The following is a 15,341-nucleotide window of genomic DNA, read 5'->3' as shown; positions in this document are numbered from 1 at the left end:
CAATCGCGGCCCATTCCGTCGAGACGCCCCGACGAGGGGTGCGCCGGCATGACGCCAGCGCTATTGCAGCATGTAGGTCTCGTACTCCAGCCGCTCCAGCTTGTGGTCCAGCATCGCCAGCGCCAGCGCCACCACCACCAGCAGCGACACCGCGAAGCCATAGCCGTACCAGGCCGGCCCCAGCTGCAGCGTCACCAGCGTCAGGGTGAAGTTCAGCACCACGAACAGCGCGGTCAGCAGCAGCACCTCGCGGCGCCGGTCCAGGTAGAAGTAGATGTTGAGCACGCCCAGCAGCACCACCTGCAGGCTGGCGCCGATCACATCGACATACAGCAGCGGCAGGTACAGCTCGGATATGCCCAGCAGCCGCAGCACCCACACGCCCACCGCGAACAGCAGCAGCGCGGCGATGGCCTGCACCTTGACGATCTCGTACAGGCCCAGCCGGATGGTCTGGACCATGGTGTTGCGCATGTCCTCGATATGCTCCAGCGAGCTGCCGCCGCGCACCGCATCGTAGAAGGCATCGTAGTACTCGACGAAATCGGTCTCGATGCGCACCAGGAACACCGCCATGCCGGGGATGATGGCAAGGTAGGCCAGGAACACCGGGATGTCGTAGATGATCGACGCGTGCAGCGGCCCGATCACCTGCTGGCCGGTGGACGGCGCGTACCAGAACATGAACTTGTCGATCCAGATGCCCAGGTTGTAGAGCAGGCCGACCGCCACCAGGCTGGGGTAGGCATAGCGGCGCTGGAACACCTCGAACGACACGAACTGGCGGCTGGTGTAGTTGCGGTAGATCAGCGTCACCATGCCGGTCAGCAGGCACAACTGGCCCGCGGCGAACCCGCCCAGCAGCCCTTCCATGCCGTAGCGGCGCAGCCCCAGTGCGGCTACCACCGAGACCGCGTAGCCCAGCAGGAAGGTCCACACGATCGCCTTGTACTGCTTCATGCTCGACAGGAAGATCGCCGCGATCCAGATATTGCTCAGCACCACGAAGCCCGCCACCATCAGCAGCCGGTACAGCACCGACTGCTCGCCGAAGCTGAACACCGCGCACGCCATGCCGATGCCGCCCGACAGCACCGTCGCCAGCAGCGCGACCGCGTGGTAGTTGCTCAGGATCAGGTGATCGCGCTTCTCGAACAGCCGGTCGGAGGTAAAGCGCGTGAACGACAGCTGCATCGGCCCGGTCAGGATCAGGCTGCCCGCGATCAGGTAGGTCACCGAGACCTGGAACTGCGTGATCAGCGAGCCCGGCACCACGAACGGCAGGCTCAGCATGCCGATCAGCAGGATGCCGACGATCGACAGGATCCACGGCCCGGAACTGATGATGCCGGCATACGCATAGGCGCTCAGCATGCCGGACAGGTTGTCCCGCCGCAGCATCTTGCGCAGCTCGAATCCAATGCCCGCCATGCTCAGCCTCCTCCGTGGACCGGGCAGCGCGCGGGATTGCCGCCATGCCCGGCTGGTCCGGCAGGCCCGGCGCCGTCGGGCCGCGCCAGCAGCCGTTGATACAGTTCGCGGTAGCTGCCTACCATGCGCTCCTGGGTGTAGTAGCGCTCCACGCGCGCCACCCCTGCGGCCTGCGCCGACTGCCAGCGCACCGGGTCGCGCAGCAGCCCGAGCGCGGCCGCGGCCAGCGCGGCGGGGTCGGCGATGCGCACCACCTCGCCGGCCGGCCCCAGCGCTGCGTCCTCGCCGGGCAGGCCGAACAGCAGCTCGCGGCACGAGCCCACGTCGGTGGTCACGCACGGCACGCCGGCGGCAAAGCCTTCCAGCACCACCAGCGGCAGCGCTTCGCTGATCGAACTGAGCACCAGCACACCCACCTTTGGCAGCAGCGCGTCAATGCGCTGGAAGCCGAGGAATTTCACCTTCTGGCCCAGGCCCAGGCTTTCGGCCAGGCTGCGGCATTCGCGCGCGTATTCCGCGTCTTCGTCCTCCGGGCCGGCGATCCATCCTTCGGCTTCGGGGTACTCGCGCACCACCGTCAGCATCGCGCGTATAAAGGTCTTGACGTCCTTGATCGGCACCACCCGGCCGATCAGGCACAGCACCGGCGGCACGCCCGGCTGGCGCCGCGCGCGCAGCGGCGCGAGGCGCGGCAGGTCGATGCCGTTGGGGATGCTGCGCGTGCGCGCCTCGGGAGCGCCGTCCTGCACCTGGCGGCGGCGGTTGCCCTCGTACAGCGCGACGATATCGTCGCCGGCGTCGTAGCAGACCCGCCCCAGGGTTTCGAAAAAGCGCACCCACAGCTCGCGGAAATAGCTGATCTGGGAGATGTCGCGCTCGAACACGTTGCGGTTATCGCGGATCCACTGGCTCTGGAACAGGTCGATCTTGCGTTCCTTGGTATAGATGCCATGCTCCGACACCAGCAGCGGGCGCTGGTTGCGGTGGCGCAGCAGCGCGCCGAGAAAGCCCGCATAGCCGGTGGAAACCGTGTGGTAGACGCGCGCCGGGATCAGCCCGTCGGCAATCCGCACCAGTTGCCACAGCGGCTTGTGCATGATGCGCACGGTCCAGAAGTAATCCGTGAACGACGGGTCGGTGCAGAAGCGCCGGTATTGCTCGGTGATGGTCTGCCAGGCACGGCGGCTGTACAGGAACGCGTCTTCGCCCAGCGCGCCGCCTTCGCGCAGCGCCGGCATCAGCTCGCGGATCATGGCGCCGGCCTCGGCCTCGCGGCCGGGCTCGCGCAGCAGGTCGTGCAGGCGGTCCGCGGCGTCGAACGCCTTGGCATTGCCGCTGCGCCCTTGCACCAGCGGCGGCGGCGGGAAGTCATAGAGGTAGTGCGTTTCCAGGTGCACCACGTTGGCCGGCAGCGGGTAGGCCATGTCGCCGTAGTCCTCGCGCCGGCTGCCGATGAAGACGATGCCGAAGCGCAAGTCTGGGAACGCCCGGATCATCTGGTTGACCCAGCTCGACACGCCGCCGCTCACGTACGGGAAGGTGCCCTCGAGCAGCAGCATGACGTCGGCCGACGCCGCTTTCAACAGGATCTCGCTCATGATTGCCAGTACCGCAGCAGGGGCCGCACCAGCGGGAGCGGCGAAGGGCTGTCAAACGATGCCATCAGCTGGCGCACCGCGGCGTAGTCGCGTTCCAGGTAAGCGGCTTCGGCCAGGTGCGGCAGCACGCGCTCGCGCGCGAAGCCGAGCGCTTCGGCGCGCTGCAGCCAGGCGCGTGCCTCGCGCGGGGCGTTGCGCGCCAGCGCCAGGCGTCCGCGCATGTACCACAGCGAGGCATTGCTGTCGTCATGCGACAGCGCCGCGCTGGCGTAGCGCTCGACCTGGCTCGCGGTATAGCGGTAGACGTCGCCCTGCACCAGGTTCTGGTAGATCAGTTCCCAGTACAGGTCGGCCAGGCGCTTGCTGATCTCGGCGCGCTCGCTCGGGCTGTAGGCGGTCTCCAGCCGCGGCAGCTCGGCCAGGATCTGCTGGGTCAGCTGCTTCTCGGCACCGTCCAGCATGCCGTAGGCCAGCAGCCGGATATCGTCGGCACTGTCGGCCAGCAGCTCGCGCAGCACCGGGCTGACGGTGCGCGCCGGCATCGACTGCATCGCCACCAGCGCGGTCATGCGCTCCGGCAGCGGCGCGCGCGCATTGCCCAGCTGCGCCCGCAGCCGCGCGCCGCCGCCGTGCGTGACGCGCGACATCAGGTGCGTGACAAACTCCGGCAGGCCCACGGTGCCGATGCCGCTGGTATCGACGCGGCGCGGGTACAGCTTCGACAGCAGGTAGCTACCGAGGCATACCAGCGCGCCGCCGAGCGGCACGAAGAAGCAGAACAGCGCCAGGAAGCCATAGCTCCACGCGAACGGCACGCGCATGCGCCGCGGCAGCAGGCGCCACAGCAGCAACGCGGTCAGCGCGGCGGCCACCGCCTGCATGCCGAAGAACGCCAGCAGCAGCGCGGTGCTGTTGCCGGCGCGGGCCAGCAGCGCCAGCGCGGCGATCTGGGCGGCCAGGCCGCCGGCGCCGAGCTTAAACATGGGGCGCTTCCCCGGCCGGCAGTGTCGACGGCGCGACCGTGCCGTCTACCTGGGCCCGGCGCAGCAGCTTGACCAGCGCCTCTTCCGCGCCCGTTGCCGGCACCGCCAGCGTGTAGACGCCGATACCGGCGCTGGTGAAATCGGTGCCGAACTGGGCCCGCAGCATGTCTTCGATGCGCACCAGGTAGGCCGCCACGGCCTGTGCATCAGACAGCGGCATCAGCGTCAGCATGGCGCGGTGGCGGGGGTTGACCAGCGGCCAGGCCACGTCCAGCGCGCGCCGGCTGCGCACCACCTGCTCGAACAGCGCATCGCGCTCCGGGTCGGTGTCGAACACCAGCGCCACCACCGAGCTGTCGATGCCGGTCTCGCGCTGCAGCCGCGACAGGCGCGCATAGTCCAGCGCAAACGGGTACGGGCAGGCCGGCAGCGCCGCCTGGATGGTGCGGGTGGCGCCGGCATGCTCGACGCCGTCGGCGTAGTAGCCAAGCAGCACCATCAGCATCTGCAGGTTTTCGTAATTGAGCGACAGGAACGGCATGCGCTCCACCACCAGCAAGCCGATCAGGTGGTCGGAGCCCGCCAGCACCGGCGCGACTGCGACGTAGCGCGTGCGGGCATCGTGCTGCAGGCCGTCGGCGCGCAGGTGCGCGAGCTGGCGCGTGTCCAGGCAGTGGCGCACCAGCGGATCGGCGGTGTCGAGCGTGAAGGCCGGGCCGATGCTGGCGGCGGGCTCGGCGTCGACGCGCTCGCCGTCGCAGGCATAGAGCGCGGCGGCCTCCAGCTGGCAGGCCTGCGCCACCACCTGCAGCACCGGCTGCGCGCCGGCGAGCACCTGGCCGGCTCGGGCCGCCTCTTCCAGCGCCACGCCGCGCAGCTGCGACAAGGTGTCGCGCAGCGTGGTGGGCCGCGCCAGCAGGTCGTTTTCCAGCCGCGCGTGGGAGATGCGCAGCAGGTAGTGGTTCTTGGTCAGCGCCGCCAGGCGTTCGTCCAGGTAGCGGTTCACGGCGCGGGCGCGCGCCAGGCGCGTGCCCCAGATATCGCCGAACTGCCCGGCCACCAGCACCAGCAGCAGGCCGCCCAGGAAGAACAGGCGCGGGAACGGGCCGGTCATCACGCCGGTATGGTGGTAGACGTACCAGCCCCCGAGCAGCATCAGCACGCTGCCCACGCCGATCAGCGTGCCGTAGCGCAGCGCCAGGATCACCGGCAGCAGCCAGGCCCACGGAAAGCCCATGCCCAGCAGCAGCGGGTTCTGCGGCAGCACCAGCCAGGCCAGGCCCAGCGCGGCCAGCATTGCCACTACCAGTTCCACCACGGCGGCGGGCCCGGCGACCGCGGGCGCCAGCAGGCGCGCATAGCGCCCGCCCAGGCCGATGCCCTGCCCCTGTCGCGCGCGATAGGTGTTGTCAGCCGTCTTGGCCACGCTCATCCCCTTGCTTCAACCGATCCATCGCCGCGCGGGCGCGGCGCCGTGCTGAGGATTGCCACCTCAGCCCTGCATCAGCGGCGCCAGCAGCCGGCGCAGCAGCTTCTGCGCGGTGCCCGACAGCGAGGCGCGGCTCCAGCCGCTGTCACTGCCGGTGGCGGACCAGACCACTTCGCCGCTGTTCACGTCGAGCAGCTGCAGCGAGATGCCAACCGCCGGCTCGCCATCCACCCCCACCTTGTAGCGCCATTCCTGCACCGCGCCGGTCAGCGCATAGCGGGCCTTCTCGGCGCGCGCCCATTCCAGTGCCTTGCCCACCGCCTCGCGCTCGGCCGGCTCGAACAGCGTTTCCGGGTTCAGCGCGGCAGGATAGCGCTTCAGGCTGGCCACGCCGCCGGTCTTCAGCAGGCTCTCGGCGATCGCTTCGGCGCGCAGGCCGGCCTGCGGCGTCTCGGTGTAATTGACGATCGGCAGCACCGCGATGGTTTCGCCGCGCGCCAGCACCGGCGCGCGCCCGACATCGGTCACCGCGCAACCGGCCAGCCACAGCGCCGCGCCCAGCGCGCCGCACCATGCCGCCAGCCGCTTCGCCACCGTCTTGCCCGTCCCTTGCTTGTTCATGTTCATCCCCTTTTTCGTATTGCCATGTCCTGATGATGCCTGCCCCGCCGCCGGCTCAGTACAGCCAGCGGTAGCGCAATCCCAGTTCCGTCATCGGCCGTCCGCCGTTGCGCGCCGCGGTCTCGTGCGAGACATAGAGCGCCAGGTGGTCGTTGCCCAGCACCGAGCCCGCCACGCCGCCCTGCACGCGGAAGTTCTGCCGCGCGCGGGTGTCGTGCAACAGCCCGACTTCGCCGAACGGCCGCCACTTGCGGGTGTATTCGTCCAGCAGTTCGGTGCCGAAGCCAAACAGCACGCCGGCCTGCGTGAAGCCCTGCGGCATGTAGAACGCCGGCGTCGCGGCGTCGCCGGCCGGCACCAGCGCGGCCAGGCGCGGCGTCAGGCTGCCATCCTGCGTGCTGTAGCTGGCATGGGTGGCGACCACGCGCACGGTGTAGTCCGGATACGCGGTGCGGATCTTGTAGCCGGCCTCGACGTCGTAGACCATGCCGTGGCCGAGCGTGCTGCGGTCCTGGCCGCGGAAGCGGCTGTATTCGATGCGCGCGCCGATGAACTCGCGCAGGCTGAAGCGCCAGGTCGCGCCCAGGGCCAGCACGTCCTTGGCCCCGCCCACGCGCAGCGGCGCGGACTCGTCCGCGGGCTGGTTGAGCCCGGCCAGCGTGCTGAACTGCAGCCGCCCCTGCTGGTTCCACTCGCCGAAGAAGCGCGCCGTGGCCATGGTGTCGAGCCCCTCGCGGTAGCCGGCGGTGGCACGCCAGCGCCGGTTGTTGTCGCGGTAGCCCAGCGACAGGTCGGCGCGCCGGTCCGACGCGGGCACGTTGACCAGTTGCTCGGGGTCGGTGCTGCGCTGGTCGCGCCAGGTGCCCTGCAGGTTCAGGTCATAGCCGTCCCACAACCGCACGCCGCCGGCCAGGCTGCCTTCGGTGAACTCCAGCGGCTTCTGGTGCATGAAGCGCACGCGCGGCTCGATTGCCTGGGCGTTGAAGAGCAGCGTTTCGCGCAGGGTTTCCTGCAGCGCGTCGTCGGAGCGGGCCCGTTCCTGGGTCTCGAAGGCCAGCGTCTGTGCCGCGCCAAGGCGGTCCAGCCGCTGGTTGGCCTCGATCTGGTTCGCCACCGGAACGCGGCCGGCCTGGCGCTCCAGGATGCGGTCCAGGCTGTTCAAGTCCTGCCGGTCCAGCGCGATCGCCACCTCGGCATACGCCGGGCGCTGCAGCCGGCTGGCGTACTGGCGCGCCAGCCAGCCGCGCGCCAGTTCGCTGGATTCCGCCGACATCGCCCACGCCAGCGCGGCATCGCGGCCGGCGGCCGACAAGGCGGCCTCGCGCCGCGCCGCGTCGCGCACGACCTCGGCGGGAACCGGCTCGCGCAGTGGTGGCAGCCCCTCGATCTCACCCAGCTGCGACGATGCTCCCGCCGCCGCCGCGGGCACGTCGCGCGCCGCGGTGGAAGCGCGGTCGGCGCGCAGCATCTGGATCACCAGCGCGCGCGAGACATCACCGGAGGCAAAGATCTGCCCCAGCGCCACGGTCTGGCGGCGCAGGTCCGCCCGCGACGGCGCGCCCGATGCGTTCTCGTGCTCCTCGTCGCCGTCGGTGTTATCCGGGCGCATGCGGGCCGCGCCCGCGCCGCGCCGGGCCCAGCCGCGATGCAGGTCGATCCAGGCCTGGCGGCGCACGCGCCAGGCCATGTCGGTCTGGCCGATGGCTTCATAGGCGTCGGCCAGCAGGCTCAGCCAGAGCGGATCGGCGCTCTGGCCGTCTTTGAGCTTGCGCAGGTAATGCAGGGCCGCGCGCCCGTCGTGGTAGCGCATATGGCCGGCGGCGAAGGCACCCCACAGGTCGGGATTGTCCTCGGCCTGGTCCTGCACGCGGCGCATCACCGCGCGCACCTCGGTATCGCTGCCCTGGTCCACCAGCGTCCACAGCAGCGCCGCCAGCGTTTCGCTGTCGGCGTCCGGCAGGCCCGCGGCGTGGCGCAGGTCGGCCAGGGCCTGGTCGCGCTGGCCGGTCACGCGGTAATACTCGGCACGCCGCATCAGGAAGCGGCTCGATTGCCTGGCGACGCGGCGCTGTTCGGGGCTCATGTCCTGCAGCAGGCGCTCGATGCGGCGGTAGGCATGGGCACGGGTGTAGTAGTACAGCGCCAGCTCCAGCGAGGCCGGGCTGGCGCCGCGGCGCCAGTCGGCCTCGGCGATGCGGCCGGCGTCGATCGGGGTCTTGTCGTAATACGCGATCAGGTTGGAAAAATCCGCTTCCTGCGCGTGGCGCAACTCGTCCATGCAATCGTTGCGCGCCGGCCCCGCCGGCCGTTGCACGCAGTGCTCGTCGTGGCTCTGCACGGCCGCCACCATCAGCTGGCGATAACCGTCCTGCAGCAGGTCGTCACGCTGGTTGAGCCGGCCCAGCTCGGTGAACGTGCGCCAGTAAAGCAGGTCGCGCGGGCCCGCGGCGGCACGCGCGGGCAGCATGGCATCCAGCGCCTGGGCCAGCTTGCCGCGCACATAGAGCAGGTTGGCCAGCTTGAGCGCATAGGCCGGGCGCGGGCCGAAGCGCTGCTGCAGCTGCGTATAGAGCTGGAACGCGCGCTCGTCCTTGCCGGCGCGTTCCGCCAGCGCGGCATGGCGCTCCATGATGTCGCGCGCCTTGGGGCCGTGGCTCAGGCCCTCCAGGAAGCGCATCGCTTCTTCCGGCTCGCCCAGGCGTTCGTAGGCGGCCACCACCTCGTCCACCGTCTTCAGGTCCGCGCCGCCCGCGCGGTGGCGCAGCGCGGCCAGGTAGGCGCGGTCGTCGGACAGTCCCGGCGCGAGCCGCATCACCGCATCCCAGGCGCGCTCGTCGTTGGTCGCGCGCGCATAGTCGAGCCAGCTCTTCAGCGCCACGGCGGGCTGGCGGTTCCATTCGGCCACCTGCGCCAGCCGTTCGCGCCAGACCGGCTCGCCCGGCAGCCGGCGCACCGCGGTCTCGGCCACGCGCTGCGCCTGGTCGAGCTTGCCCGCCGACAGGAACACGCGATAGGCCAGCTCATAGTCCTCGGCATTGAACTTCGTGTCAGCCGGCTGCGCGGGTGCGGCCTCCTGCGCGGCGGCCTTGCGCACGCCGAGCTGACCCGAAGCCGCCAGCGCCTCGCGCAATGCCAGTCCGCGCGGGCCGTCGAGGAACACCACGCCACGATCGCTCCAGGGCTGGCTTGCGGCAATGCGCCGCGCTTCGGCCTGGCGGGCGGCCAGCACGGCCTGCTCCGCATCGGCGCCGTCGCGCAGCCGCGCCGACACCTTCAGCAGCCGCTCGACATAGCGGCTGGCCTGCTCCGGCTTGTTGGCCGCCAGCGCCAGCCGGGTCAGGTAGCGCAGCACCTCCGGGTCGTCGAGCAGCTTGCCGCCGTGGCGCTCGGCCTGCGCCAGCGCCTCGTCCAGCAGGTTGCCGGACTGCAGCGTCTGCACCGCCTTCAGGAACAGCGCGCGCCGCTCGGCCATTGTGGTCGCGGTCGCCTGCTGCGCGAACAGGGCGTTGGCGGCGTCGCGGTAGTCGCCGCCGGCAATCGCCAGGTCGGCCAGCTGGCGGTTCCAGAACGCGGCATTGTTGCGGTCCTGGCTGGCCAGTGCCGTATAGAACCTGCGCATCGCCTCATCCGCGCCGGCCTGGCGCGCCTGCGTGGCCAGTGCCTGCAGGTCGGCCAGGGGCCAGCGGCGGCCGGCGGCCCGGTCCAGCAGGCTGCGCAGCTGCACCAGGTTCTGTTCGCGCTCGGGCGTTCCCGGCAGCGCGGCCCAGGCGCGCTGCTGCGCGATCTCGATGCGCGTGCGCAGCACCTGGCCCGAGAGGTCGGTGCCCTGCACCGCCTGCATCCGCTCCAGCATCGCCTGCGCCTCTTCCAGCCGGCCGGTGCGCGCGTACTGCTCGGCCAGCACGCCCATGAAGGCGGGGTCGTCAGGCGTGACCTTCCACCAGGCTTCCAGGTAAGCCATGGTCAGCCCGTCGATGGTCCGGCCCTGCCCCAGCAGCCGTTCGCGCAGGGTCTCGCGCGGGAACATCAGCGCCAGGCCGATGCCCACGATGGCGGTAAAGGTCAGCACCAGCGTCGGCGGCAGCAGCCGCTCGCGCTCAGCCGGCGCAGCGGACTTCGACTTGTTGCCTGACATGATTGGGGTCGGTGACGGGTGCGGTATCCACGCGCAGCGTGTTGCGCTCGCGCACGGCCGGTACGGCCTTGCCATCGACGCTGACACGGCAGTTGCCGGCGTTGGCCAGGCGGAAGAACGGCTTGAAGTAGCCACTGAAAGCGAAGCGGGTTACGCCATCGCGCTGCGACCAGTCGCGCACGATGCCGCTGGCTTCGGCAAGCTGCGGCGTGGCCGGCGCCGCCGGGGCCGCGGTGTCGCGCATGGCAAAGCGGGCGTCACCGCCGTCCAGGTGCAGGTAAACGCCGCCGCCGGGCGCCGGCGAGGTCCCGGTCACGCCATGCGCGGCGGCCATGTCGGGCAGGCCCGCGCCGCTCCAGCGCAGGTTGCGCAGGTTGCCGTCGCCGCGCACGATCCATCGCGTGCCGGAGGCGCCCGGGCTGCCGTCGCCCACCTCGCGCGCCACCGCCATGTCTTGCCAGTCGAGCACCTTGCGCACGTAGTCGGTCGCATGCAGCGGCAGCAGCGGCTGCGCCAGCGCGTAGTCATAGACCTTGCGCAGCGCCTTCAGCGACGCGGCCTTGGTGCCCGAGTAGCTGTGGTAGTAAATGTTCACGGGCTTGAAGCGATACGGCTGGTCGGTCAGCTCGAAGGTCTCGATCACGCGCTCGAAGCCGTAGAACGGGCCGTGCCACAGGTTGGTGTAGACGTTCTCGTTCTGGTTGGGCGCAAACACCTGGAAGGTGCCGCCCGGCTTGTGGATGCCCAGCGGCGAGATCGCGGTCCAGCTGGGATTGCTGCGCGTGATCAGCGTATCGCCGCCATTCATGTTGAGCACGCGCGCCTTGTCGGCCAGCCGCAGGGCCTCGGCCGGCGGCTGGCAGTCACCCGACCACAGCAGCAGGCTGACGGGCTTGCCGGCGGGGGCCAGGCTGCGGTTGATGTAGTCGACGGAACCGCCGATCTCGCGGTTCAGGTCCATGGTGTAGCCGGGGATGTTGAGGTGGAACGCCTCGTCGCCCTCGACCACCGCGGCATTGCCGGCCTGCGCGGGCTGGCCCGGCACCGTGCGCGCCCATTCGAACGGGTGCGAAAAGGTATGGCTGGCTACTTCGACATAGGGCTGGGCAAAGATCTTGCGCGCGATCGGTTCCAGTTCGGCGCTCAGCTTCGGGTACATGCCGTCGCGGCTGACTTCGCCCTGGATCACCGACATGGTCATCGGCAGCCGGTAGCGGTCGAAGATCTCGCGGAACAGCACCTCGCCGGAAAAGCCGCCGCCTGGCATCTCGGCGCGCGAGGCAAAGCCGTCGCCATCGATATGGATGGTCAGCAGGCGCCGGCCATTCTCGGTGGTGACATCGGGCACCGGCATGGCGGGCAGGCGCAGCGCCTCGCGCAGGAAGTCCAGCGGCTGCACCACCCAGCGGCTCTGGGTGTTGCCGATGCTGCTCTCGTGCACCGCATACGGCCCCAGCACATAGCCGCCCCACGGCGTGATGGCCGCGGCGTCATAGGTCAACGTGCCGGAGCGCAGGCGCAGCAGCGAGCGGAAGCCGCCGCCGTCGGGCACCTGGATCGCCTCGGCCTGGGTACGGTCGGGCGCCACCGGCATCTCGAAGCCCAGCATCCGGTCCTTGGCCAGCACCTCGACCGGACCCGACACCCGGCCCCTGACCGTCTTCAGGCCAAGGCCGCGCGCCACCGCGCCGCTGACATTGATGCCGAAGTCGTTCAGGAACACCACCGGCATGCCCTGCGCCATGCGCGCCTGCACCCAGTTGTAGAACCGGCCCGGCTGCGCCGTGACATTGCCCTCCAGGTACACCACCACGCCGGCGTAGCGATCCGGCCCGATCTCCGGCAGCTCGTCGCTGGTCTCGGCAAACTCGACGCGGTAGCCCAGGTAGTTCAGCGGCATCGAGACAAAGCGCACGCCCGGCGAATTGTCGATCGACTCGCCAGGGCGGCGCTCCTGCACCACCAGCACACGCCGCGGCAGCACTTCGACCTTGCCGATGCCGACCGTCTGCAGGCCCGGATCGGCCACGTAGGGCGTGATGCCCAGCGCGCGGATGCGCCGGGCGGTATCGCGCGCGCAGCGGCGGTCCGCCGGCGGGCAATAGTCGATCGACACCACCGGCAGGCGGTATTGCTCGCGGATGGTGCGCGCCTGCGCCAGCAGCCAGTCGCGGTCGGCCTGCGGCACCTCGACGTAGCGGCCCTGGGCCTGGTTCCAGCCGCGGAACAGCGACTCGAAGGCCACGGCATACGCGAGGCCATGCAACTGCGGCAGGATCTCGAAGCCACGGTTGAAGATCAGGCGGGCCTCGGGATAGCGCGCCTTGATCGCGCGGACCACGCGCACCAGGCCGGCTTCCTGCCGCGCACGTTCGGCGTCGGTCCTGGCGGCGAGCTGGTACGAGTCCAGGGTATCGAGGAAGAAGCCGCGGAAGCCGCGCTGCCACAGCGGGGCGATCACCTTGTCGACATAGAAGGCGGGCCAGCCGTCGGCCGCCTGGTCGATGACCGGGGCGTTCCAGGCGTCGTTGCGGCCGACGAACCAGCTTTTGGGGATGTCCTTGAAGTACGGCCGGCCTTCCAGCACCTCGCCCACGCTGACATAGGCAAACCAGGCGGTCGCTGGGGTGGCGAGCTGGCGCGGATCGAAGCCGCTGTCGGGTTCGACCACGGCGATATCGAAGGCCTGCAGCGCGTCGACCGGCGGCTTGGCGCCATAGTGCAGCGCGATCGACGGCAGCGACGGTGCCGCAGCGTCGGACGCCGGCTGTGCCGCGGCGGCGCCGGCAGCGCCGAGGACCAGCGCCAGCGCAGCGCGCTGCGCCAGTTGCCCCACCCACGCCAGCCATCCCGGCCGGCGCGGCGTGCGGACGCCCCGGCTGCTTTGCGCTGCCCCCAGTCGATTCACAAGCTTGCTTCCCTTTATTTTGCGCACCTCAAGGTGCTCTATGCCAGACATTCTAGTGGGCGGTTCAAGACCGCGTGGCGTCTGGTTTTGGACGTCAATTCGGAAAGGTCCGATGGTATCCGGCAACCGCATGCTAAAGCAGCCCCCGTTGCTGCATTGTCAACAATTGTCCCGAAAAGGAGACATTGAGCCTGCGTGCACGTTAACTACGGCCCTGCCGGGCGGCGGCGGTCCGGGACATCCCGGCGCAGTCAGCCGGCCAGTAAAAACCCGCCAAAGCCGGACGCCCGATGAGGCCGCTGTCCGCTACCGGATTTCCGGACAGTCCGGTTTCCACCAGCAGCAAAAGTTTTGCGTAGATTGCCCAATGTCTGGACGCGCATCCAGAACATTGACTCATGTATGCGCACGCCCAACCTGACTGCCACCACGGGTATTGTGGTTTATTCGCATAATGCTAACTCAGCGCCGGACCTGCCTCACCCGAACGCGGTAGAAGAGGTGCCGTAAAAATTTGTAAAAAGCATGGCACCAACCTGCAGCGGGCGGCAGCCATTATGCACGACCAGGTGGCACGGTTGCCCGTCGGCGGTGCACGCACAGGTAAACCCGAGAATAAAAAATCAGGGAATTCACTGAACTGGTACCGAAGTAGAAAACGCTAATATCTCCTGTCGGAACCTCTCATCATGATTAGGCGCTTAGCCTGATTGACACACCGGGAAAATTCGGCAGAATGATTCCCACTTGTGCAGCGTTCATTCGGTGTGCCATTTGGTGTAGTCGTTCCGTGACGGTTTCGGTTGTCACGACAGCGACATATCGAAGTCATATGGAATGCGCTGGCGGGGAACATAAAGAGATCCGCTGGGTGCGTTGCACACGGTGTATAACGAGCGTTTTCGCTCATTTTGAAATTCAAGGTTGAGATAGATATGGAAACCGGTACCGTTAAGTGGTTCAACGACGCCAAGGGCTTCGGCTTCATCACGCCGGACGAAGGCGGCAATGATCTGTTCGCGCACTTCTCCGCGATTGAAGGCAATGGCTTCAAGTCGCTGAAGGAAGGCCAGAAGGTGCGCTACGTCAAGGCCATGGGCCAGAAGGGTGAGCAAGCCACCAAGATCCAGGCCCTCTGATACCGGTGAGGTCCCCGCTGGTCCGACGGACCAGCCGGCACAAAAGCCCCGCAGCGTCGTTGCGGGGCTTTTTGTTTTTGGGCGCGCCGTGCTGGAGCACGGTTGTGCCAGCGCCGTTGCAGGTGAAATTGCTATAATCGCCCGACCCACAACCACCTCCCGGGCAAGTGCGCGCCGATGTCGCGCGGCCGGCGCGGGACGGTAAGCAGCGTGTCGAGGAGTTACGTGGCCGGTACTCAGATCGCAGCTTCAGACAGCCCCGCCGTCGCCGGCAGCCAGGCTAGCCCCGCCGCTTCGGCCGGCAGCTCCTTCCATGCCGCGCTGCGCATCCTGCCGGCGGTACAGCGCCAGGCCATGTTCGAGATCTACGCGTTCTGCCGCGCCGTCGACGATATCGCCGACGGCAATGCGCCGCATGCCGAGCGCCTGGCAGCGCTGGATGCCTGGCGCCGCGACATCGGCGCCTGCTACGCCGGCAACCCGCCCGCGCCACTGCAATCGCTGTGCGCCCAGATCCGGGCGTTCAACCTGCAGCAGGCAGACTTCCTCGCCGTGATCGACGGCATGACCATGGACGTGGTGCAGGATATCCGCGCGCCCGACGCGGCCACCCTCGACCTGTACTGCGACCGCGTTGCCAGCGCGGTGGGCCGCCTGGCGGTGCGCGTGTTCGGGCTGGAGGCGGATTGCGGGATAGCGCTGGCGCACCACCTGGGCCGTGCGCTGCAACTGACCAATATCCTGCGCGATATCGACGAGGACGCCGCCATCGGCCGGCTCTACCTGCCGGCCGAGGCGCTCGCCGCGGCCGGCATCGGCGCGGCCACGCCCGCGGCCGTGGCCGCGCACCCGGCGCTGGGGCAGGCGTGCGCGGCCGTGGCGCGCGAGGCCCGGGCCCACTATGACCAGGCCTGGGCCATCATGGCGCGCTGCCCGGCACGCCAGGTGCGCTCGCCACGCATCATGGCCGAGGTCTACCACCGCATCCTGGGGCGGCTGTGCGCGCAGGGCTGGCGCGCGCCGCGCCAGCGCGTGCGCCTGCCGCGCGCGCAATTGCTCTGGATTGTGCTGCGCCACGCCATTGGCTGAGCGCGGCA

9 protein-coding genes are annotated in these 15,341 nt (G+C 69.3%); 2 read left to right on the top strand and 7 right to left on the bottom strand.

From position 1 onward, the window contains the following. Nucleotides 1–60: 60 nt before the first annotated feature. From pelG to ACOCMH_RS05060, 7 genes are read right to left on the bottom strand one after another with little or no spacing between them, the layout of a single operon-like run. Nucleotides 61–1,431: an exopolysaccharide Pel transporter PelG gene (gene pelG, locus ACOCMH_RS05090; RefSeq protein WP_427308076.1), complete on the bottom strand. Its 1,371-nt coding sequence runs from the start codon at nt 1,429–1,431 to the stop codon at nt 61–63. A gap of 2 nt (nt 1,432–1,433) precedes the next feature. After that, complete coding sequence (gene pelF, locus ACOCMH_RS05085; RefSeq protein ID WP_427308075.1) at nt 1,434–3,029, bottom strand: GT4 family glycosyltransferase PelF; 1,596 nt, start codon at nt 3,027–3,029, stop codon at nt 1,434–1,436. Next, nucleotides 3,026–4,012: a tetratricopeptide repeat protein gene (locus tag ACOCMH_RS05080; RefSeq protein ID WP_427308074.1), complete on the bottom strand. Its 987-nt coding sequence runs from the start codon at nt 4,010–4,012 to the stop codon at nt 3,026–3,028. Before ACOCMH_RS05080 ends, pelF begins: the two co-directional genes overlap by 4 nt. Next, nucleotides 4,005–5,444 (bottom strand): PelD GGDEF domain-containing protein, encoded by a 1,440-nt coding sequence (locus tag ACOCMH_RS05075; RefSeq protein ID WP_427308073.1) that lies wholly within the window; start codon nt 5,442–5,444, stop codon nt 4,005–4,007. Before ACOCMH_RS05075 ends, ACOCMH_RS05080 begins: the two co-directional genes overlap by 8 nt. A gap of 60 nt (nt 5,445–5,504) precedes the next feature. Further along, nucleotides 5,505–6,062, bottom strand: coding sequence for a penicillin-binding protein activator LpoB (locus tag ACOCMH_RS05070; RefSeq protein ID WP_171515288.1), 558 nt, complete (start codon nt 6,060–6,062; stop codon nt 5,505–5,507). Nucleotides 6,063–6,117: 55 nt separating this feature from the next. Continuing rightward, nucleotides 6,118–10,197, bottom strand: coding sequence for a tetratricopeptide repeat protein (locus ACOCMH_RS05065; protein WP_427308072.1), 4,080 nt, complete (start codon nt 10,195–10,197; stop codon nt 6,118–6,120). Next, nucleotides 10,160–13,033, bottom strand: coding sequence for a bifunctional glycoside hydrolase 114/ polysaccharide deacetylase family protein (locus ACOCMH_RS05060; protein WP_427308365.1), 2,874 nt, complete (start codon nt 13,031–13,033; stop codon nt 10,160–10,162). The genes ACOCMH_RS05065 and ACOCMH_RS05060 overlap by 38 nt, the downstream gene beginning before the upstream one ends. Nucleotides 13,034–14,040: 1,007 nt before the next feature. On the opposite strand from ACOCMH_RS05060, the gene ACOCMH_RS05055 reads away from it, so the two are divergent. Beyond that, nucleotides 14,041–14,244, top strand: a complete 204-nt coding sequence (locus ACOCMH_RS05055) for a cold-shock protein (RefSeq protein ID WP_010810931.1) — start codon at nt 14,041–14,043, stop codon at nt 14,242–14,244. A 225-nt stretch (nt 14,245–14,469) separates the two neighbouring features. Continuing rightward, on the top strand, nt 14,470–15,333 hold the full coding sequence (gene hpnD, locus ACOCMH_RS05050) for a presqualene diphosphate synthase HpnD (RefSeq protein ID WP_427308071.1): 864 nt from the start codon (nt 14,470–14,472) through the stop codon (nt 15,331–15,333). Nucleotides 15,334–15,341 lie beyond the last annotated feature (8 nt).

It is taken from the genome of Cupriavidus sp. H39 (genome assembly GCF_050271075.1).
GTDB lineage: Bacteria > Pseudomonadota > Gammaproteobacteria > Burkholderiales > Burkholderiaceae > Cupriavidus > Cupriavidus necator_B.
The sequence above is the reverse complement of the archived record's forward strand: the minus strand, read 5'-3'. Positions and strand labels throughout refer to the sequence as shown.